Below are 21,433 nucleotides of genomic sequence, written 5' to 3' on the forward strand. Positions count from 1 at the left end.
CCTTCCCACATCAACCCCCGCAAGCGTGCGGCCGTGCGCCGCGCGGCGGGGCTCCCTTTTCATTCATGAGAGAGGTGTCGCTATGGCAAAAGCAATGATTCTGGCCGCGGGGCAGGGCACGCGGGTGCGCCCGCTGACGAAGAACGTGCCCAAGCCGATGGTGCCGATCCTCGGCAAGCCGGTGCTGGAATACCTGATCGAGCATCTCGCGCGCTTCGGCGTGAACGAGATCATGATCAACGTCGCCTTCAACCACCACAAGATCGAGGACTACTTCCGCGACGGCCACCGCTGGGGCGTCGAGATCGGCTACTCCTACGAAGGCGTGCGCGACCACGGCGAGATCGTGCCGAAGGCGCTCGGCTCGGCCGGCGGCATGCGCCGCATCCAGGACTTCGGCGGCTTCTTCGACGAAACCACGCTGGTGATCTGCGGCGACGCGCTGATCGACCTCGACATCCGCGCTGCGCTGGATGAGCACCGCCACAAGAAGGCGCTCGCGAGCGTCGTCACGCTAGAGGTCCCGCGCGAGCAGGTCCGGAACTACGGCGTCGTCGTCACCGACGCGAACGGCCGCGTGAAGTCCTTCCAGGAAAAACCCGCACCTGCCGCCGCGAAATCCACGCTCGCGAGCACCGGCATCTACATCTTCGAGCCGGAAGTCATCGACCTCATCCCGCCGGGACGCGAGTTCGACATCGGCAGCGAGCTCTTCCCGCTGCTCGTCGCGGAGGAGCGTCCCTTCTACGCCCAGACCCGCTTCTTCAACTGGATCGACATCGGCCGCCTCACCGACTACTGGGCCGTCCTTCAGCGCGTGCTGCGCGGCGAGGTCGCGCAGATGGACATGCCCGGCACCGAGATCCGCCCCGGCGTGTGGGTGGGCCTCAACACCTCCATCGAGTGGGACAGCGTTCAGGTCGTCGGCCCCGTCTATATCGGCTCGGGCGTACGCATCGACCCGGGCGTCTCGGTCATCGGGCCCACCTGGATCGGCCACGGCAGCCACCTGCGCGCCGGCTCGCGGGTCGAGCGCAGCATCCTGTTCGAATACACGCGGGTCGGCGAGGGGCAGCGCTTCAGCGAAAAGATCCTCTCGCCGCAGTACTGCGTGGACCGCTCCGGCGAAACGCTCTACGTCGGCGACGATCGCACCGAGCTGCGCTGGGGCGACGCCCGGGCCTGAGTCACCGCAGGCGCAGCGGACGGGGGGCGACCTGCGGCGCTCGACCGCTGCCGTGTCGCCCGCCTTTACAAACTGCTTCACTCTTGTGGCGGGAACTACCGCTCTGTACGGTATGTCTTTGTATATATGGCAGGTTCGCGTTCGTGGCGCGGATCATGCTTTGCGATTTGCAGGGGGACTGATCCTCGGTCCTCGAACAGTTCCGGCGGAGATCGCGATCGTGACATACCAAGGAACCGAGATGCGCGTGGATTGGGTGATGCGTCAGTACGTGGAAACGATCATCCAATACCTCGCCCGGGGCGGCGACCGGGCGAGCGCACGAACCAACATGACCGAACGCGGCGTCCCGCTGCAAGTGCAGGAGCGGGTTTTCGAAGGCCACGCCGTGCTGCAGTGACACAGGCAGCAGGCCGCGAGGGCTCCTGAACCGGGAGCCCCCGCGACAGCCTTAGGCCTCCACCATGCCGTTGTGGCGCAGCAGCGCATCGACGCTCGGCTCGCGCCCGCGGAAGGCCTTGAACGAGTCCAGCGCCGGACGGCTGCCCCCCACCGCGAGGATCTCGCGCCAGAAGCGCTCGCCGGTGTCGCGGTCGAGCAGTGTTCCCTTGCCCGCGCCGGCCTCCTCGAAAGCCGCGAACGCGTCCGCCGACAGCACCTCCGCCCACTTGTAGCTGTAGTAGCCCGCCGCATAGCCGCCCGCGAAGATGTGCGAGAAGCTGTGCGGGAAGCGGTGCCAGGCGGGCGGGAACATCACCGCGACTTCGCGCCGCACCTCGTCGAGCAGCGCCAGCACCTGCCCGACCGGCACGGGGCCGGCCGAGGCGTCGAGCTCGCTATGCAGGCGCAGGTCGAACATCGAGAACTCGAGCTGGCGCACCATCTGCATGCCGCTCTGGAAGTACTTCGCCGCGATCATCTTGTCGAACAGCTCACGCGGCAGCGGCGCTCCGGTGTCGACATGCGCGGTCATGCCCGAGAGCACGTCCCACTCCCAGCAGAAGTTCTCCATGAACTGGCTCGGCAGCTCGACCGCGTCCCATTCCACGCCGTGGATGCCCGACACCGCGAGTTCATCGACACGCGTCAGCAGGTGGTGCAGGCCGTGGCCGCATTCGTGGAACAGCGTCAGCACGTCGTCGTGGGTGAAGGTCGCCGGCTTGCCGCCCACCGGGCCGGGGAAGTTGCACACCAGGTAGGCCACCGGCGTCTGCACGCCGCGCATGTTCGAGTAGCGGCTGCGCGCCGAATCCATCCACGCGCCGCCGCGCTTGGTCTCGCGCGCATGCAGGTCGAGGTAGAAGTGGCCCACCGTCTCGCCCGCCTTCTCGATGCGGAAGAAATGCGCGGCCGGATCCCACTTCGGCGCCTCCTCGGCGACGATATCGACGCCGTACAGGCTGCGGATCACGCCGAACAGGCCTTCCAGCACCTTGGGTTCGGGGAAGTACTGCTTCACCTCCTGTTCGGAGAACGCGTAGCGCGCCTGACGCAGCTTCTCCGATGCGTAGGCAATGTCCCACGGCTGCAGCGGTTCCAGGCCCAGGCCGGCGCGCGCGAAGTCCTGCAGCGCGGCGAGATCCTGTTCGGCGAAGGGCCTCGCCTTGGCAGCGAGCTCGCGCAGGAAGCCGAGCACCTGCGCGGGCGACTCGGCCATCTTCGCGACCAGCGAGACCTCCGCGTAGTTCGCGTAGCCCAGCATCTTCGCCTCTTCGGCACGCAGCGCGAGGATGCGGCCGATCAGCGGGCCGTTGTCCAGATCCGGCTTGCCCTGCTCGGACGCGCGCGTCGCATAGGCGCGATACATGCGTGCGCGCAGCGCCTGGCTGTCCGCGTACTGCAGCACCGGCAGGTAGGAAGGCATGTGCAGCGTGAATTTCCAGCCCGGCTTGCCGTCGCGCTCGGCTGCGGCGCGCGCGGCGTCGATCGCGTCCGCGGGCAAGCCGGCGAGTTCGGCCTCGTCCGTGATCCACTCGGCGTGCGCGTTCGTCGCGTCGAGCAGGTTCTCGGAAAACTTCGCCGCGAGTGCCGACATCTCCTCCTGGATTGCCTTGAAGCGCGGCTTGTCGGCGTCCGCCAGCTCCGCGCCGGACAGGCGGAAGTCGCGCAGCTCGTGGTCGATGATGCGCCGGCGCACCGGCGGCAGCTGATCGTACTCGGCGCTGTTGAAAAGCTGGCGGTACTTCTCGAACAGTTCCAGATTCTGCCCGACCTCGGCGTAGAAGCTCGATACCTCGGGCAGCAGCGCGTTGTACGCCTCGCGCCATTCGGGCACGTCCATCACGCTGTGCAGATGGCCGACCACGCCCCAGGCGCGCCCGAGGCGTTCGCCTTCCTCGGTGAGCGGGGTGACGAAGTTGGCCCAGGTGGGAGGCGCCGGGTCGGCGATGAGGTCGGCGATCAGCGCGCGGTTCTCGTCGATGAGCTGGCGGATCGCGGGAGCAACGTGTTCCGGCCGGATCTCGTCGAAGCGCGGCAGGCTGGTGAAGTCGAGCAGGGGATTGGGCATGCGGTTCTCGGCTGGCGCAATGTTCATTTTGGAATGGGCAGGCGAAGCCGGCGCGCGGCTGTTGCGAGCCGCCCACGAGCGCTGCCCCGGCTGGTCATTCTAACCGCAGGGGCAGCGCCACGTCCGGGGGCGTGCGCGCGGCCGGATGGCGCCGCCGCACACCGGAAGCCTGTTGCAGGCTTACTCGACGAGATCCTTGTAGGCATGCCACGTGGCATGGCCGACGAGCGGCAGCAGCACCACCATGCCGATCATCATCGTCGCGAACCCGAGTCCGATCAGCACGACGATCAGTGCCGCCCACATCGCCATCGCGCCGAGGTTGAAACCGACCGCACGTGCGCTGGTCATCATGGCGGTGACCATGTCGCTGTTGCGGTCCATGAGCATCGGCACCGAAACGACCGACAGGGCGAACACGAGGCCGGCGAGCGCGCCGCCCACGACGAGGTAGGAGACGACGAAGTGCACGTACTCGCCGGAGAGGAACACATCCCGGAAGAAGTTCGACATGTCCGGCGTCACGCCGTGATAGAACAGCGCGAACAGGATCGCCGACAGGCGCTCCCAGCCGATCAACATGAAGGCGAGAAAGGCGCCGTAGTAGAGCAGATGGTCGCCGTGCTCGCGCAATCCCTTGATCGATTCGACGAAGCTCGCACCTTCACCGCGTTCTTGGCGACGCGAAATTTCATACAAGCCGGCCGCGGCCAGCGGTCCGACGAGGAAGAAGCCCGAGATTGCTGCCGTGAACAGGTAGGGCATGTCCGTCGCGTAGGCGAGGATCACGTAGCCGATCACCGCGAAGATCACGCCGTAGCTCAGGCTGGCGCCCATGTTCGCGCACATGTCGTCCCAGCCCATGCGCAGCCACTGCAGCGGTCGCGATACTTCGACCTGCCTGACATGGGGCAGGGTGAAGTGACGGTCGAGTGTATTGAACGACTTGTCCATGGCAGCCTCCTTGGGGTTCGAAGTACCCGAGGGCGGGTCCGTCCGGCATGGCCGCGAAGGGGATAGCCCCCAGATGGAGTCTTAGAGCGGCCGTGGTTGGGCAAGTTCGGGTAATTTCACCCATTTTGCGCAGGGCGTGCGACCTTGCTTCCGTGATCGGCGGGCGGCGGACGTGGAAAGGCCCGCCGTCCCCGGCGTGATGCCGGGCAGGGCGGGCCTTCGCAGGGCGCGGTGCGCTCAGGCCAGGGGCTGGCCGGTCAGGCGCTCGTAGGCCTCGCGGTACTTCGCGGCGGTGCGCGCAATCACTTCGGCCGGCAGTGACGGGCCCGGCGCCGTCTTGTTCCAGGTCAGCGTCTCGAGATAGTCGCGCACGTACTGTTTGTCGTAGCTCGGCGGGCTGATGCCCTCGCGGTAGCTGTCGGCGGGCCAGAAGCGCGACGAGTCGGGCGTCAGGGCTTCGTCGATGAGGTGCAGCGTACCGGCCGCGTCGATGCCGAACTCGAACTTCGTGTCGGCGATGATGATGCCGCGCCCGGCGGCATAGTTGGACGCTTCCGTGTACAGCGCGATCGCCGCATCGCGCGCCTGCGCGGCGAGCTGGGCGCCGTTCTTGCCCGTGCCCGCGAGTTCGTTGACGAGCGCGGCGGCGCAGCGCGTCTGCGCCTGCTCGAATGAGATGTTCTCGTCGTGGTCGCCGACTTCGGCCTTCGAGGCCGGCGTGAAGATCGGCGCGGGCAGCTTCGCCGCCTGCTTGAGGCCCGCCGGCAGCTTGATGCCGCAGATCGCGCCCGTGTCCTGGTAGTCCTTCCAGCCCGAGCCGATCACGTAGCCGCGCACCACGGCCTCGATCGGCAGCGGCTTCAGGCGCTTGACGACCAGCGCGCGGCCGCGCACCTGTTCGCGCTCGTCGGCGGCAACAACCGACTCCGGATCGATGCCCGTGAGCTGGTTCGGCACGATGTGGCCGAGGCGCGAGAACCAGAAGTTCGCCATCGCGGTCAGCACGCGGCCCTTGTCCGGGATCGGGTCCGGCAGGATCACGTCGAAGGCGGACAGGCGGTCGCTGGTGACGATCAGCAGCTTGTCGGCGTCGACGGCGTAGATGTCGCGCACCTTGCCGCGCCCGAGCAGCTGCAGGCTCTTGATGGAGGATTCGAACAGGGGAGTGGCCACGATGGAAACTCTTTCAGGGCAAAGCGCGATTATAGGACAGCTTGGGCACGGACCATCCCTCAATGACCGCCTTCCTCGGCGGCGAGCTGACGGCGCATGCGGCGCAGCCCCAGCGCGACGAGTCCCGCGATGACGGGGATCGATGCCGCGGTGACGACCTCGGGCGTGGCCGGATGAATATAGTCCTTCACCCCCTTGGCGAGGTACTGCACCAGCTGCGAACCGTAATACGTGATCGCGACCACCGACAGCCCCTCCACCGTCTCCTGCAGGCGCAGTTGCAGCTTGGCGCGGCGGTTCATCTGGCCGAGCAGCTCCTGGTTCTGGCGCTCCAGCTCGATCTCCACGCGCGTGCGCAGCAGCTGCGAGTTGCGCGCGATGCGGCTCGACAGGTCTTCCTGCCGCCGTGCCACCGTCGCACAGGTGTCGATCGCCGGGGTCAGGCGCCGCTCCATGAACTCGCGCACCGGCGGGTAGCCCTTGACGCGCACCTCGCGCAGGTCGTCGATGCGCTGGCGCACCAGCCGGTAATACGCGGCCGCCGCGCCGAAGCGGAAGGTCGTGCGCGCAACCGAGCGTTCGACGTGCGCGGCGAGCCGCGTCAGGCGGCCGAGCACCTGGCGCTCGTCCTCCGGCGAGGTCGCCGTGCCCATCGCGTCCATCAGGTCGGCGAGCTCGTCCTCGGCGAGCGCGAGCAGGCGCCCCACGTCCTTCGCGACCGGAAAGGCGAGCAGGGCCATCACGCGGTAGGTCTCGATCTCGAGCAGGCGTTGCACCGTGCGACCGGCCTGGCGTGGGGTCAGCGAGGTGTCGAGGACGAGGAAGCGGGAAAAGCCGTCGGCGATGTGGAAATCGGTGAAGACCCAGCCCGCGCCGTCCGCGACCTGCGATGCCACCGAGGTCGTGCCCGTCGGCGAGAGCTGCGCGAGCACCGTCTCGGGGGCGACCTCGTCCACGCCGCGCAGCTCGACGTGCGTGGCGACCAGCAGCTGTCCGGGAATCTCGCGCCGCCATGCCGCAGGCACGTCGAGCAAGGGGTTGTCGTCGCTCGCGCCGCCGTCGTCGATGCGACGCACGAAGGTGTAGCTGGTGAATTCGTTGTGGCGCTCCCACTTCAGGCGGAACCCGCCGGCATCGAGGAAGACGTGGCCCGAGGACGTGTCCGGCGGCGGCAGTTCGAACTGCTCGGCGAGCAGGCGCAGATGATCCGCCTCACGTTCGGCGCTGCCGTCGACGTGCAGGAAGGCAAGGTAGGTGACGAACTCCGGTGTCTCCAGCGTGACCGGGGGGCGCGCGTGGACTTCGTCGTTCAGTTTCTGGCGTAGCGGATATTCGTCGAAAAGGGGCATGGCGCGGCAACGGGGTCGAGCGCGCTAGGTTAACGGCCCCGGGGCGATTGCGGAAGCCCCGCCGCGCCGCGCGTGCTGCCGCGGGCTGGGCTGGGCGGGGCTGTCGGGAGGGAAAGTACTCAGTAGCGCGGAGCAGGGGCCGGCTGCATCATGCCGGGCTGCTGCTGGGCCTGTGCAGGCACGATCAGCACTTCCACGCGACGGTTCTGCGCGCGGCCTTGGGGCGTGCTGTTGTCGGCGACGGGGCGCGATGCGCCGTAGCCGACGGCGACCAGCCGGTTCGATTCCACGCCGCGCTGGGCCATGTAGCTGCGTACGGACTCGGCGCGGTTCTCGGACAGCGTCTGGTTGAAGCTCGCCGAGCCGGTCGAGTCGGTATGCCCCTCGATCTGCACGACGGTGTCGGGGTACTGCTGAATGCTTTGGGAAAGGCGCGACAGCACCGGCTGGAACTGCGGTTTCACGTCGGCGCGGCCGGTATCGAAGGTGATGTTCTCGGGCGCTTGCAGGCGGATCGTGTCACCCTGGCGTTGCACCTGCACGCCGGTGCCGGCCATCTGCTGGCGCAGTTCGGCTTCCTGCTTGTCCATCTGGCGCCCGACCAGCCCGCCGACGGTCGCGCCGATCGCCGCGCCCACGAGGCCACCCGTCGTGCGGTTGCCCGAACCGGCGACGACGTTGCCGAGGATCGCCCCCGCGCCGGCGCCAATGGCGGCTCCGCGCGCCGTCTGGGCATTTTCGCCGTAGAAAGGGTTCTGTGCGCAGCCGGCGATCGTCAGGACCGACAGGGCCGCGACAATCAATGTTCTTTTCATTATTGCCTCCTGGGATGAATGGGGAAACGCACGTATTTTGAGCGTGTCCGCCGATCGGGAGTTCCGGGAAGCATAACGAATTGTAAGCGCCCGGTTCAGCTTCCGATGCCGATGGCCTGCTCGATGGATGGCGTCGGACGCTGGATGTGATAGCCCTGGGCGAGGTCGATCGATTGGTCGATCACCTTGCCCAGCACTTCGGCATCCTCGACGTATTCGGCCACCGTGCGGATGCCCAGGTCACGCGCGAGCGCGACGATGCTGCGCACCAGGGCGCGGTCCTTGTCGTTGTGCTTCATGCCGAGGATGAAGTCGCCTTCGATCTTGAGGAAGTCGATCGGGAAGCGCTTCACGTAGTGGAAGGACGAAAAGCCCGAGCCGAAGTCGTCGATCGCGAGGCGGAAGCCTTCGCCGCGCAGGGTGTTGATGAAGCGTTCGAGCAGGGCCATGTTCTTGATCGTTTCGCGCTCGGTGATCTCGAACACGATGCGCGCCGGGTCGAAACCCGATGCGCCGGCGATGCGCCGCGTCTCCTGCACGAAATCGGTGAGCACCAGCGCGCGCGGCGACATGTTGAGGAACAGCAGACCCTGGTAGTCCGCGGCGACCGCGGCCTCGAGGGCGCGCTCCATCAGGATGTAGTCGAGCTTGTGCATCAGGCCCATCTTCTCGGCGATCGCGACGAAGGCGTCGGCGACGAGGATGGAGCCGTCCTCGAGGCGGATGCGCGAGAGCACCTCGAGCGCCTCCACTCTGCCCGTTCTCGGGTCGATGATGGGCTGGTAGTAGGGGATCACTCCGCGCGCCTCGACTGCCGCGAGGATCAGCATGCTCTTCTCGGACAGCGAGCGGAACACCTCGACCACGTCCTGTTCGGTCGGGATCGCCACGCGGCCTTTGCCGTCGGCCTTGGCGCGATACATCATGCTGTCGGCGAACAGGAAGAGGTCCTTGGTCTCGATGGCGTGATCCGGATAGACCGCCATGCCGATCGACAGCGAGCCGCTTACGCGGGTGCTGTCCGGGGTCTCGATGGATAGTGAGGTGACGGCATCGATGATGCGCTGGGCGACCTCGATGGTGCCCGCGAGGTCGGTCTCGGGGAGGATCGCAACGAACTCGTCGCCACCGTAGCGCGCCAGCAGGTCGTCCTCGCGGATCGCACGCCGGATGGCCGTCGCGACCTCCTGGAGGAACACGTCGCCGAAGCCGTGGCCGTAGGTGTCGTTCACCGACTTGAAGTTGTCGGCGTCGATCATCAGCAGGCCGAACTTGTAGCCGTGACGGCCCGAGCGCGTGGCCTCGCTGTCGAGCAGCTCCCAGAACACGCGCTGGTTGTAGAGGTTGGTGAGCGGATCGCGCGTCGCGTAGTACTCGAGATCCTTGGTGTACTTGTCGATCGCCTTGACCGAGCCGACCACGTTCAGCAGCGTCGACAGGATGCTCTCGACCACCAGCCAGCGTGTCGTGTCCGCGCCGGCCTGGGCCTGCATGCCGATGCCGACGATGCCGCCGATCTTGGGGGCCTCGACCAGCAGCGACTTCGTCTGCACCTCGATGTCGTTGCGCACCAGTTCGGGCGAACTGCGCGAGCTGTCGGCAATGTTGTGCTCGATGCGCACCGCGTAGCCGTCGGCGAAGTAGGGATTGCGGCGGAGCGATTCGCGCACCGTCTCCTCGAACAGCTGCCGGCTCTCCGTCGACGGTGTGTAGCGCCAGAACACCTCGAGATCGAAGATGTCGTCGCCGGTCTTGAAGATCGAGAACAGCGCATAGGCCGGCATCACGCCGTCGATGTCGATGAGCAGGCGGTTCACGTACTCGCGCCAGTCCTTGACGACGTCGGAGGTGAGGATGAATTTCTCCAGCAGACGGATCTCGAACTCGAGCATCTCCTTATCGACGGCCACGCTGCGCACGCGTTCGATGAGCTGCTTCACTTCCGTGGCGACCGGGCTGAATTCGCTGAAGCCGAAATCGAGCGAAGCCTTTTCAAGCAGCTTGAGGTCGGAAAGCCGGCTGATGGAGCGAATGTTCGTCGCAAAGCCCGCAATCGCCTTGTTCAGCCGGCGGCGGATATAGACCACCATCAGCAGTGTTGCCACGATCGCCACCGGCACCACCGGGGCGAAGGCAAACATGAACTGGCGGTTGCCGGCGTCGAGGAGCGGCCGGATGTCCTGGCGCACGTCGATCACGCCCAGCACTTCGCCGGGCTTGGAGTTGGTGTGGCATTGGCGGCATTCCGCCTCGGCGCGCAGGGGATTGATGAAGCGCACCTCGGGGCCGTCGTCCACGCGGCGGCTCTCGCCCGTCGCGATCACCTCGAGGATCGCGGCATCCATCTCGCGCTGACGGATCTCGCCGAACAGTTCGGTGACGCGCGGTGCGCGGTAGATCGCGATCTGGTGCGAGGTCTTGTCGACGGAGTGCTCGATCGCGCGGATGAACTCCTCGAGCTGTGTGCGCGTCCAGCCGGTGCGCATCAGCTGGAACATCGACTGGAAGGTCATTTCCGCGAAGGTGCTCGCGTCGCGCATCGCTTCCTCGCGGATCGAGCGCTCGTGGAGGCCGGAGACGACGTACTGGGTGGCGACCGCGAGCGCAGTCGAGAACACGACGGCAGCAGTCAGCAGGAGTCCGCGTATGGTCTTGATCGGAGTCATTGCGTGGGGCGATCCCGGACCTGCGCGGGCGTCGCACGCGGCTCCCGCAGGGGGCCGATCCGACGCCTGAGGCGAAGTGTAAGAACGCGTAACAAAACGGAAATTTCCGCGGACTATACTCCGCCGCCCCCGTTACGCAAAGCCTTGTTGCCTGCAGGGGAATCACCTTCGGCGAGGAGCGCCCGGGCCTGGGCGCGCGTGAGGATGCGCCCTGGTAAGGGGATCAGCCCCGCGACGGCGGCGCGGTAGCGGGCGTAGCGCGCGCCGTGCAGGGCGAGGAGCTTGCGCTCTTCCAACAGCGAGCCAATCCACAGGTAGGCGGTGATGCACAGCGAGGACGTGAGCCGGGCGGCATCCATGTCGCGTGTCCAGAGGATCAGCAGGCCGAGGAAGTACCAGGGATGACGCACGATGCGGTGGAGCGGCGACAGATGCAGGCGGCCTTCCTGGTCTGCTGGCGAATGCGTTCGGGTGCGCCACTGCGCGAGGCCGGAAAAGCTGTCCATGTCGTAATGGCGCGTGGTCCACAGGAAGCCCGCCAGGGCGCCCAGCGCGACGGCGTTCGCAAGCCAGGCGCCGATGCCCGACCATTCCCACAGCAGCGGGCCGCGCAGTGCGAAGGTGAGCCACGCGGGCGGCACGAGCAGCAGGGCCGCGACCGCGTTGAAGGTCAGCCGGTAGGCGTGCGCTGCGGCAGGCCAGCGCCGTGCGACGAATTCCTTCGCCGTGAACGAGGCGAGCAGCGAATGAATCGATCCGTACAGCGCCCATGCTGCGACGAGGGTGGCGAGCTGTGCGGCGGAAGGTGACATGGGCGACCCCGGCGGTGTCTCATGCGGGCGGATCCCGCGGCGACCGGGATGATGTCACGACTGCCCGCTCCGGTCATGGGCCGCCGAGCAGGGCGCAGCGGGGCCCTTTCTGCCTAGAGCGCGCGCTCGATCGCCTCGCGCACTTCGCGCGAATCCGGCTCGACCCGGCTCGGGAACGCGGCGATCACCTTGCCATTGCGGTCCACCACGTACTTGTGGAAATTCCAGCGCGGAGCGCCGGATTGTCGCGCCAGTTCGCGGAACACAGGGTGAGCGCCGTCGCCGCTGACCCCGATCGGCGCGAACATGTCGAAGCTCACCCCGTAATTCACGAAACACACCTGCGCGGCCTCCGCCTCGTTGGCGGCCTCCTGGCGAAAGTCGTTCGAGGCGAAGCCGACGACCTTCAGGCCGCGGTCCTTGTATGTCTTGTGCAGGGCTTCGAGCGCCTTGAACTGTCCCGTGTAGCCGCAGTGGCTGGCGGTGTTGACGAGCAGCAGCGGCTTCCCGCCATAACGCTGGCGCAGGTTGACGACTTCTTCGGAATGCAGCAAGCGCAGGGAGTGATCTAGGTAGGCAAGCCCGTCGGCCTGGCCGGCTGCGGTCGCGCCGAGGGGAAGGAACAGGGCGGCACACGCCACCGGGAGGAATGCGCGGATCATCGTTTTTCTCGCTGTCTGGGGCTGGGGTGTGCGTGTGACCACGACGTCCGGTTCGAGTTCGTCGGGGGCCGGCGCAGAAGATGCCACCTGCAAGCCCGACTACCCCTTTCGTCGAGTGTTACAAGACGTTTCCGGGCATAATTGCACCCCGGCGAAATAACCAAGCGGGGGAGCCGCGTACCCCCGAAATCCGAATGAATCTGAATCGTAAGATGACCCTGCTGTTCGGCGGCATCGCGGTTGGCACGCTGGTGATGCTGATCCTGATCAGCCTGTATGCCTTCCGCAGCTATTCCATCGCCTCGTCGACCGCGCACGTGCGCACGGCCGCGGAAGTCGTCCGCGTCCATCTGACCGAGGCGATGATCCAGGGCGTCATCGACAAGCGCGAGCAGTTCCTCAACCGTCTGGTCGAGGTCCAGGGTCTGCGCACCGCGCGGGTCGTGCGCTCCTTGCATGTGAATGAGCAGTTCGGCGCCGGCATGAACCGCGAAATGAATGCCGACGAAATCGAAAAGCTCGTGCTTGCGGACGGTCAGCCCCGTTACGAGATTCGCGACGAAGCAGGCGACTCGGTATTCCGCGGCACCATTCCGTTCGCCGCCTCTTCGAGAGGTACGCCCAACTGCCTGCAGTGCCACAAGGTCAGCGAGGGCACCGTGCTCGGCGCGGTGACCATGGAGCTGTCGCTCTCCGAACTCAAGGCGAAGGCGCTCACGACCGTGACCTGGATCAGCATCACGATGGCCGTTTTCGCGGCCCTCTCCATCGTGCTTGCGCGGCGCCTGATCCTTCCCGTGGGCTCGACCGCGCAGGCCGTTGAGCGCGCGGTGCAGCGCGCCTTGAAGGGCGACTTCAAGGGGCGCGTGGAGAAGCGCACCGATGACGAGATCGGCCAGATCGCAAGCGAAACCAACAACCTGCTCACCTTCCTCGATGACGGCCTGGCGCGCATCAGCCAGCGCGTGGTGCAGCTCACCGGGCGCACCCTGAGGCAGGACGACAACCAGCTCGAGGTCGCGATCGACATGGTCAATGGCCTGGCCGACGCCTCCAGCTTCAAGCAGGCGATCGAGGAGGACGAGACCAAGTCCGAAATTTTCGACCGCTTCGGGCGCGTGCTGACCGACCAGTTCGGCGTGCGCGAATTCTCCATCTACGAGACGTCCGGGCCGAAGCAGCTGGAACCCTTCATGGTCGATGGCGTGCAGGGCAGTCCGTGCCGCTGGTGCGATCCGCAGATCCTCGTGCGCAGCGACATGTGCCGCGCCAAGCGCTCCGGCCACGCCGTCGACGGGCTCACCCAGCCGGGCATCTGCTACGCGTTCAAGCAGCCCGAGGAAGCGGGCGAGATGCGGCGCCACTATTGCGTACCCATCATGCAGTCCGGCTCGGTGGGCAGCATCGTCCAGATCGTGGTGCGCGAATCCGAGGCCGCGCGTTTCCACGCCCAGGTGCCGTACGTGAACGTCTACGTGCGCGAGATGGCGCCCGTGCTGGAGGCCAAGCGCCTGACGGAGACGCTGCGCGAGTCGTCGCTGCGCGACGCGATGACCGGCCTGAACAATCGCCGCTTCCTCGAGGAATACGTCGACACCCTGGTCGCCACGGCACGCCGGCGCAAGACCGAACTGGCCATTCTGGTGCTGGACATCGACTACTTCAAGATGGTCAACGACACCTACGGCCACGACGCCGGCGACGCCGTGCTCAAGTCGATGGCCGCCGTGTTGAGGACATCGGTGCGGGCATCCGACATGGTCATCCGCTTCGGCGGCGAGGAGTTCCTGATCGTCCTGCAGGAAACCGAGGCCGACAATGCGCTGCGTGTCGCCGAAAATATTCGCGCCACGGTCGAGGAACTGAAGATCCAGGTCGGCGGAGCGATTCTGAAGAAGACGATCTCGATCGGCCTCGCGATGTTCCCCGAAGACAGTGAAACCTTCTGGCAGTCCGTGAAATTCGCCGACGTGGCCCTCTATCGCGCGAAGGAGGAAGGGCGTAACCGCGTCGTGCGCTTCAGGCCCGAGATGTGGGAAGGTCACGCCGACTCGTACTGAGCGGCGGCCTGTGCAAGTTTCGCAGGAGGCGTGCCGCGATGCGGCCGGGCGCCTGCCGGCAGGGCGTGATCAGCCGCCCTTTTGCCAGATGGCGACCAGGGCGTCGCGGTGCGCCGCGAGCTCACCCAGCGCCACCTCGATCACCGGGCCGCTCAGCGTGTGTCCGGCACAGGCGCCGCGCAGGCGGACTTCCGAGCCCTGGATTGCCACCACCAGCCCGTCCTGGTTGGCCTGCAAGCGGCTCTGGCGGTCCTGCTCGCTGACCAGCACGCTGCCGTTGGTGAGGTTCAGCCGTGCCGCGAGGGCAGCGTCCTTGCCCGAACTCAGGCGCCCCCCGACCACGCAGGGCACCATGCGGAATTCGCCCGCGAGCGCGAGGGCATGGCGGCGCAGGAAGCGTCCGCGCTCGGCGTCGGCGAGGGGCACGCGCCCGGCCGAGCGACGCGCGAGCTGATCGAGTTCGTCGTCGGTGAGATGCGGGCCGGCGGCGACGAGCTCCGCGCGCGGAACCGACGCGGCTGCGGTGTTCAGCACGTCGAGGTGATGGTGGTGCGAAACTACCGCGACCCCCGCCTTCGCGAGCTGCTTTGCCGTCACCGTCGGCATCCCCTGCAGCACCATCGCGCCCAACAGCTCCTGCACGGCCTTGCACAGTTTTTCGTGACTGGCCTCAACGAAAGCGGCGGGGGCCTCGAGTTCGAACTCGAAGCTGACGCTGAGCTTGAGGTTGGGCTTGGACATGGGCTGCGCTGGCGGGCACCGCGCCTGCAGGCGCGGGCCCGCTCAGGGCTCAGCGGACGATTTGGGTGAGCTCGCCGGACTTGTAGCGCGCGGCGATCTTTTCCAGCGACATGGGCTTGATGCGGCTCGCCTGGCCGGCGCAGCCGAAGGCCTCGAAACGCGCCTTGCACACCAGTTTGGCGGCTTCGCGGGCGGGCTTCAGGAACTCGCGCGGATCGAACTTCGACGGGTTCTCGAACAGGAACTTGCGCACTGCACCGGTCATTGCGAGGCGGATGTCGGTGTCGATGTTGATCTTGCGCACGCCGAACTTGATCGCGGTCTGGATCTCCTCGACCGGCACGCCGTAGGTTTCCTTCATGTCGCCGCCGTACTGGCGGATGACCTCGAGCAGCTCCTGCGGCACGCTGGAGGAGCCGTGCATCACCAGGTGGGTGTTCGGCAGGCGCGCGTGGATCGCCTTGATGCGGTCGATCGCGAGGATGTCGCCGGTGGGCTTGCGCGTGAACTTGTAGGCGCCGTGGCTCGTGCCGATCGCGATCGCCAGCGCGTCGCAGTCGGTCTGCTTGACGAAGTCGGCGGCCTGGTCGGGGTCGGTCAGCAGCATCGAGTGGTCCAACGTGCCTTCCGCGCCAACGCCATCCTCTTCACCGGCCTGGCCGGTCTCGAGCGAGCCGAGGCAGCCCAGTTCGGCTTCCACGGTCACGCCGATGGCGTGCGAGAACTTCACCACCTCGCGGCTCACCGCAACGTTGTAGTCATAGGAGGACGGCGTCTTGCCGTCTTCCATCAGCGAGCCATCCATCATTACGCTGGAGAAGCCCGAGCGGATCGCGCCCATGCAGATCGCCGGCGACTGGCCGTGGTCCTGGTGCATCACGACCGGGATCTGCGGATAGGCCTCGACGGCGGCGTCGATCAGGTGGCGCAGAAAGGCTTCGCCGGCGTATTTGCGTGCGCCGGCCGACGCCTGCATGATCACGGGGCTGTCCGCTTCGGCCGCGGCTTCCATGATCGCCTGGACCTGCTCGAGGTTGTTGACGTTGAACGCCGGTAAACCGTAGCCGTTTTCGGCGGCATGATCGAGCAGCTGGCGCATGGAAACGAGGGGCATTGTCCTTCTCCGGTATCAAGTGCGGGCACGCAAAACGTGCGGGGTTGCGAATTGGCTCGCATTCTAGCGTTTGTTGGGCGGCGGTGGGTCCGGCGAAGGAAACGGCATGCAACTACCCGCCGCCGCGCCGCCACGTCAGAGCGGTGGCAGCCCCCGGGCCGCGAGCGCCTGGGCTGCGCGCAGCTCTTCGCGCAGCGACTCGGCGTCCGCGTGCTCGCCGCCCCAGCCGTCGAAATGCACCAGCTCGTCGAGCGGCAGGCGCTGACGCCAGCCGGCCGTCTGCAGTTCAGGCTGATCGAAAAAGTGACTGACGTGGCCGATGCACAGGTAGGCGACCGGCATGACGCGCTCGGGCAGCGACAGGATCTCGCGGATCGCCGACTGACGGAAGATGCTCACCCAGCCGACGCCCAGTCCTTCTGCGCGGGCGGCGAGCCACAGGTTCTGCACTGCGCACACCGAGCTGTAGATATCCATCGCCTTGATGTGCGTGCGGCCGATCACGACGGGGCCGGCGCGGTCGCGGTCGCAGGTGATGCAGAGGTTGATCGGCGCTTCGAGGATGCCCTGCAGGCGCAGGCCGGAATACACTTCGCGCTGCTGGCCCTCGAACATCTGCGCCGCCTCGGCGTTGGCAAGCGTGAAGGCGTCGTGCACGCGCTGCTTCACGGCCTGGTCGCGGACAAGGACGAAGCTCCACGGCTGCATGAAGCCGACCGACGGGGCGAAGTGTGCGGCGGTGAGGATGCGGGCAAGCATGTCGTCGGCGACCGGCTCGGGCAGGAACTGTCCGCGCACGTCGCGCCGCGCGAGGATGTTGCGATACACGGCGGCGCGCTCGGCGTCGTCGAACTGGTGGTGGGCCTGGTGGCCGGGCGTGGCGGTCTTCATCGATTCCCCTTCTGAAGCGCAGTGGGCGGCGAACGGACCAGTCCGCCGCTGTTCTGCCTCCCGGCCGGTCTTCTGACTCGGGTTCGTCCCGCGCCGCGCCTTCCCGACCCGCGGGTCAGTGGCATCGTGCGGCGGCGGTCCCCCTCACAGCGTTGGGCACGTCGCGGAATCGCGGCGCTGCAGGCAGCACCGCTTCACCGCATTCCCGATTCTCCCGCGGATCGCGGGCACCGGGAGGCGTCATCGAAAACCTATCAGTCTAGCAGTCGCGGCGCGAGCGCTGCACGCTCATTGTTCGTTCAGGTGCGGGGCGGGGTGCTCGCCGACGCGCACGATCTTCAGCGTGTTCGTGCCGCCGGAGGCGCCGATCGGTTCACCGATCGTCAGCACGATCAGGTCGCCGTGCTCGACGACCCCCTGGTCGAGCAGGATCTGTTCGGCTTCCCACAGCAGCAGGTCGCGATCCTGGTGCGTCTGCGACATCAGCAGCGGGAACACCTCTCGGTACAGCGTCATCTGGTTGCGCGCGGGCAGTTCGGGCGTCAACGCGTAGATCGGCACGCCGCTGTTTAGGCGGCTCATCCACAGTGCGGTCGAGCCGGTCTGCGTGAGCGAGGCGATCGCCTTGACCTTCAGGTGCCAGGCGGTCCAGATCGCCGCCATCGCGATCGACTGGTCGATACGCGTGAACACGCGGTCGAGCACCTCACGGTCGAGCGTGACCTCGGCGGACTTCTCTGCCTCGAGGCACACGCGGCTCATTGCCTCGACGACATCGACCGGATACTTGCCCGACGCGGTTTCCGCCGACAGCATCACGGCGTCGGTGCCGTCCAGCACCGCATTGGCGACGTCCGACACTTCCGCGCGCGTCGGCACGGGGCTGCCGATCATCGATTCCATCATCTGCGTGGCGGTGATGGTCAGCTTGTTGCGGTCGCGTGCGGCGCGGATCATCTTCTTCTGCAGCGCCGGGACCGCCGCGTCGCCCACCTCGACCGCGAGGTCGCCACGGGCGACCATGATGCCGTCGGAGGCGTCGAGGATCTCGTCGAGGTTGGCGACCGCCTCGGTGCGCTCGATCTTTGCGATCAGCAGGGCTTCGCTGCCGGCGGCGCGCAGGAGTTGCTGCGCCATGTACATGTCGGCGGCGCTCTTGGGGAAGGAAACGGCCACGAAGTCCACGCCGATCAGGGCGGCGGTCTTGATGTCGTCCATGTCCTTCGCGGTCAGCGCGGGTGCGGTGAGGCCACCGCCCTGGCGGTTGATGCCCTTGTTGTTGGACAGTTCGCCGCCGACCCTCACCGTGGTGTGAATCTCGGCACCGATGACGCGATTGACCACCAGCTTGATGCGTCCGTCGTCGAGCAGCAGGACGTCGCCCGTCTTCACGTCCCTGGGCAGGTTCTTGTAGTCGAGGCCGACGCGCGAGGTGTCGCCCAGTTCGCAGTGGGCATCGAGGATAAACTCGGCATCCTTGTGCAGGAGCACCCGGTCGCCGGCGAACTTGCCGACGCGGATCTTGGGGCCCTGCAGGTCGGCGAGGATGCCCACCGGCCGGCCCGCACGCGCGGAGGCCTCGCGGATCGCCGTGGCGCGGGCGATGTGGTCATCCGCCTTGCCGTGCGAAAAATTCATGCGCACGACGTCGATCCCCGCATGCACCATGCGTTCCAATACTTGCGGGTCGGAGGAGGCAGGGCCCAGGGTGGCGACGATCTTCGTGTGGCGCGGCATGTTGTCTCCGTGTCGATATGCATCCGAGAACACGATTCTACCTGCGCGCGGCCCTCGTACGGCCCCTGCGCGGCCGGGAGGCAGGATGCTTGGTGCCCCGTTTGTCTGTGCCTGGATGATGTCTGTCTCTCGACAGATGCTGATGGTTCCTATAATTTTGCCTTCATCAATTTATTTGCCGGAACTTCCAGACGCCATGAAACTCGCTTCCATCGCCTCCCTGTTTGCGCTTGTTGTGATGGCGCCGCCCATGCTTGCCGCCGAATCTGCGTCTGTGGAGGGGGGGGTGGGCGCGCTCGTGCAGCGTGCCGACGAGAACCGCAGCATGCGCTTGCTCGACAAGGCAGTCGCGCGTTATCGCGAAGTGGGGGACGCGGCGTTCGATGAGTTCAACCGCGCCGCGGAATTCAAGGACCGCGAGCTCTACGTGTACGCCCTGGCCACGGACGGCACCATGCTCGCCAGCGGCGGGTCGTCGGTGGCGCTGGTCGGACGCAATGTCGCGACGATGCAGGATGCCGCCGGGAAACCCTTTTTCCGCGAAATGCTCGCCATGGCGGCGGCGAATGAGGCAGGTCGGGTCGAGTACCGCTGGCTCAACCGCATCGACAATCGCGAGGAGCCGAAGGTGACGCTGTTCCGCAAGGTCGGTGAGCGCATCATCGCCGTCGGCTACTACGTGCCGCGCGCGACCCCGGCGCAAGCCAAGGAGTTGCTTGAGCGTGCCGTTGCCACCGTCAAGGACAAGGGCGCCCCGGCGGCCGTCGCGGCGTTCAACGCGCTCGACGGGGGCTTCGTGCAGGACGATCTCTACGTGTTCGCGATCGAGTTGAAGTCGCAGCGTTTCCTCGCGCATGGCGCGATGCCCAAGCTGGTCGGCAGCGACGGGCGGGCGCTGCGCGACCCCAAGGGCAAGGCCATCGTCGCCGACATGGTCAACATCGTCAGCCGCAAGGGCGACGGGGAACTCGACTACGCATGGCGCAATCCGGTCACCGACAAGCTGGAGACGAAGCACTCGTTCATCCGGCGCGTCGACGACATGCTCGTCGGTGTCGGCTACTACACGCGCTGACGCATCCGGTTGACTTCGGACAATATCCGGCAGGGGGCAATCCGCGAAAATGCGCCGCCGCCGGATACGATGCCGCCCGGCGAATGATCACTCGTGAAGGATGAAGCGCCCATGATCGACGACGTTACCCGTTCCCTGCTCGACAGCCTGCCGCGCGGCGGCAGCTACGACCTTTCGGTCGCTCACGATCCCGCGAGCAACATGCACGCGCTCACCATCGTGATCGACGGCCAGAGTTTTCAGCCGGGGATCGGTTACGAGAGCAGTGACGATTTCGAGTTCGACCGCGACCAGATTGCCGACTACCTCGTCACGCGCAAGCAGAAGTGCGGCGGCTGCGGAAGCTGCAGCTGCGGCTGACAGCAGGATCGGCTCTGCGATACCAGTGAAAACGGCCACCTACGGGTGGCCGTTTTCATGCCCGGCCGCAGTATTGGCGGCCCGCGCGGGTGGCGACTGCGTCAGTCGTTGAAGCGCGCCTCGAGCGCCGCGATCGCGGGCAGGGTCTTGCCTTCGAGGAACTCGAGGAAGGCGCCGCCACCCGTCGAGATGTAGCCGACGTCCTGGGCGATGTGGAACTTCGCGATCGCCGCCAGCGTGTCGCCGCCGCCGGCGATGCAGAAGGCGTCGGAGTGGGCGATGGCGGAGGCCATCATCTTCGTGCCGCCGGCGAACTGGTTGTGCTCGAACACGCCCACCGGGCCGTTCCACACGATGGTGCCGGCGTGGGCGATGATGTCGGCGAGTTTTGCCGAGGTCTTCGGGCCGACGTCGAGGATGCGGTCGTGCGGGCCGACTTCCTCGACCGGGATGCGGTTCGCACGCGCAAGGGCCGAGACTTCGTCGGCGACGACGACGTCGACCGGCAGCGGCACTTCGGCCCCGCGTGCCTTCATGATGTCCATGACGGCCTGCGCTTCCTTGACCAGCTCGGGCTCGGCCAGCGAGTCGCCGATGCGATGGCCGGAGGCGAGCAGGAAGGTGTTGGCGATGCCGCCGCCGACGATCAGCTGGTCCACCTTCTGCGCGAGGGTCTTCAGGATGGTCAGCTTGCTCGACACCTTGGCGCCGCCGACGATCGCGACGAGCGGGCGTGCGGGTGTCTCGGTGGCCTTGGTGAGCGCGTCGATCTCGGCGCCCATCAGCATGCCGGCGCACGCGACGGGGGCGAAGCGGGCGATGCCGTGGGTCGTCGCCTCGGCGCGGTGGGCGGTGCCGAAGGCGTCATTGACGTAGATGTCGCAGAGTGCGGCCATCTTCTTCGCCAGTTCCTCGTTGTCCTTCTTCTCACCCTTGTTGCAGCGACAGTTCTCGAGCAGGACGACTTCGCCCGGCTTCACTTCGAAGCCGCCATCGACCCAGTCGCGGATCAGGCGCACGGGCTTGTGCAGCAGTTCGCCCAGGCGCACGGCGATCGGCGCGAGGGTGTCCTCGGCGCGCACTTCGCCTTCGGTCGGACGGCCCAGGTGCGAGGTGACCATCACGGCGGCGCCGTTGTCGAGGCAGTACTTGATCGACGGCAGCGAGGCGCGAATGCGGGTGTCCTCGACGATGTTGCCGGCCTCGTCCTGCGGCACGTTGAGGTCGGCGCGGATGAAGACGCGCTTGCCGGCGACATTGAGGTCGACGAGTTTCTTGACTTGCATGGATTCCTTCCCGATGTGAAAACGCCCCGCAGGGCAGGGCGTT

The 21,433-nt window shown here is 66.7% G+C and carries 18 protein-coding genes and 1 riboswitch; of the genes, 5 read left to right on the forward strand and 13 right to left on the reverse strand.

Annotated features, from left to right (window positions below):
* Positions 1-82 precede the first annotated feature (82 nt).
* Positions 83-1,186: a nucleotidyltransferase family protein gene (locus tag ToN1_RS16965; protein ID WP_169204488.1), complete on the forward strand. Its 1,104-nt coding sequence runs from the start codon at positions 83-85 to the stop codon at positions 1,184-1,186.
* Between the two features lie 220 nt (positions 1,187-1,406).
* Entirely contained in the window at positions 1,407-1,586 is a 180-nt protein-coding gene (locus ToN1_RS16970; RefSeq protein WP_169204489.1) for a hypothetical protein, read from the forward strand.
* A 51-nt stretch (positions 1,587-1,637) separates the two neighbouring features.
* Here ToN1_RS16970 and ToN1_RS16975 read toward each other — a convergent pair whose 3' ends face one another.
* The 8 genes from ToN1_RS16975 to ToN1_RS17010 form a co-directional block, all read right to left on the reverse strand.
* A complete protein-coding gene (locus ToN1_RS16975; RefSeq protein WP_169204490.1) occupies positions 1,638-3,695 on the reverse strand; it encodes a M3 family metallopeptidase in 2,058 nt (685 codons plus the stop codon).
* A 180-nt stretch (positions 3,696-3,875) separates the two neighbouring features.
* Positions 3,876-4,649: a DUF2189 domain-containing protein gene (locus ToN1_RS16980; protein ID WP_169204491.1), complete on the reverse strand. Its 774-nt coding sequence runs from the start codon at positions 4,647-4,649 to the stop codon at positions 3,876-3,878.
* Positions 4,650-4,886: 237 nt separating this feature from the next.
* Positions 4,887-5,822, reverse strand: coding sequence for a phosphoribosylaminoimidazolesuccinocarboxamide synthase (locus ToN1_RS16985; protein ID WP_169204492.1), 936 nt, complete (start codon positions 5,820-5,822; stop codon positions 4,887-4,889).
* Between the two features lie 59 nt (positions 5,823-5,881).
* Entirely contained in the window at positions 5,882-7,171 is a 1,290-nt protein-coding gene (locus ToN1_RS16990) for a DUF3422 family protein (RefSeq protein WP_169204493.1), read from the reverse strand.
* A 119-nt stretch (positions 7,172-7,290) separates the two neighbouring features.
* Positions 7,291-7,986 (reverse strand): YiaD family glycine zipper/OmpA-like lipoprotein, encoded by a 696-nt coding sequence (locus ToN1_RS16995; RefSeq protein ID WP_169208480.1) that lies wholly within the window; start codon positions 7,984-7,986, stop codon positions 7,291-7,293.
* Positions 7,987-8,081: 95 nt separating this feature from the next.
* Positions 8,082-10,652 carry a putative bifunctional diguanylate cyclase/phosphodiesterase gene (locus ToN1_RS17000; protein ID WP_169208479.1) on the reverse strand — a complete coding sequence of 857 codons (2,571 nt, stop codon included), beginning with the start codon at positions 10,650-10,652 and terminating at the stop codon, positions 8,082-8,084.
* Positions 10,653-10,765: 113 nt separating this feature from the next.
* Positions 10,766-11,464, reverse strand: a complete 699-nt coding sequence (locus ToN1_RS17005) for a methyltransferase family protein (RefSeq protein ID WP_169208478.1) — start codon at positions 11,462-11,464, stop codon at positions 10,766-10,768.
* Positions 11,465-11,577: 113 nt separating this feature from the next.
* Entirely contained in the window at positions 11,578-12,126 is a 549-nt protein-coding gene (locus ToN1_RS17010) for a glutathione peroxidase (RefSeq protein ID WP_169208477.1), read from the reverse strand.
* Positions 12,127-12,320: 194 nt separating this feature from the next.
* On the opposite strand from ToN1_RS17010, the gene ToN1_RS17015 reads away from it, so the two are divergent.
* Positions 12,321-14,186, forward strand: coding sequence for a diguanylate cyclase (locus ToN1_RS17015; protein WP_169208476.1), 1,866 nt, complete (start codon positions 12,321-12,323; stop codon positions 14,184-14,186).
* A gap of 69 nt (positions 14,187-14,255) precedes the next feature.
* Here the strand turns inward: ToN1_RS17015 and ToN1_RS17020 are convergent, their stop codons facing one another.
* The 4 genes from ToN1_RS17020 to pyk all read right to left on the reverse strand — a co-directional run bounded on the left by ToN1_RS17020 (position 14,256) and on the right by pyk (position 18,669).
* A complete protein-coding gene (locus ToN1_RS17020; RefSeq protein ID WP_169208475.1) occupies positions 14,256-14,927 on the reverse strand; it encodes a hypothetical protein in 672 nt (223 codons plus the stop codon).
* Positions 14,928-14,976: 49 nt separating this feature from the next.
* Positions 14,977-16,041: a class II fructose-bisphosphate aldolase gene (gene fba, locus ToN1_RS17025; protein WP_169208474.1), complete on the reverse strand. Its 1,065-nt coding sequence runs from the start codon at positions 16,039-16,041 to the stop codon at positions 14,977-14,979.
* Between the two features lie 135 nt (positions 16,042-16,176).
* On the reverse strand, positions 16,177-16,932 hold the full coding sequence (gene bluB / locus ToN1_RS17030; RefSeq protein WP_169208473.1) for a 5,6-dimethylbenzimidazole synthase: 756 nt from the start codon (positions 16,930-16,932) through the stop codon (positions 16,177-16,179).
* A 45-nt stretch (positions 16,933-16,977) separates the two neighbouring features.
* Positions 16,978-17,182: riboswitch (cobalamin riboswitch) on the reverse strand.
* A gap of 38 nt (positions 17,183-17,220) precedes the next feature.
* The gene (gene pyk, locus ToN1_RS17035; protein WP_169208472.1) at positions 17,221-18,669 is read right to left on the reverse strand and encodes a pyruvate kinase; all 1,449 of its coding nucleotides are present in this window, start codon (positions 18,667-18,669) and stop codon (positions 17,221-17,223) included.
* A gap of 196 nt (positions 18,670-18,865) precedes the next feature.
* Between pyk and ToN1_RS17040 the strand changes: the two genes are divergently transcribed.
* Complete coding sequence (locus ToN1_RS17040; RefSeq protein WP_169208471.1) at positions 18,866-19,744, forward strand: cache domain-containing protein; 879 nt, start codon at positions 18,866-18,868, stop codon at positions 19,742-19,744.
* 111 nt (positions 19,745-19,855) lie between these two features.
* Positions 19,856-20,104, forward strand: a complete 249-nt coding sequence (locus ToN1_RS17045; protein ID WP_169208470.1) for a hypothetical protein — start codon at positions 19,856-19,858, stop codon at positions 20,102-20,104.
* Positions 20,105-20,205: 101 nt separating this feature from the next.
* Here ToN1_RS17045 and ToN1_RS17050 read toward each other — a convergent pair whose 3' ends face one another.
* The gene (locus tag ToN1_RS17050; RefSeq protein WP_169208469.1) at positions 20,206-21,390 is read right to left on the reverse strand and encodes a phosphoglycerate kinase; all 1,185 of its coding nucleotides are present in this window, start codon (positions 21,388-21,390) and stop codon (positions 20,206-20,208) included.
* Positions 21,391-21,433: the final 43 nt, after the last annotated feature.

It is taken from the genome of Aromatoleum petrolei (assembly GCF_017894385.1).
GTDB lineage: Bacteria > Pseudomonadota > Gammaproteobacteria > Burkholderiales > Rhodocyclaceae > Aromatoleum > Aromatoleum petrolei.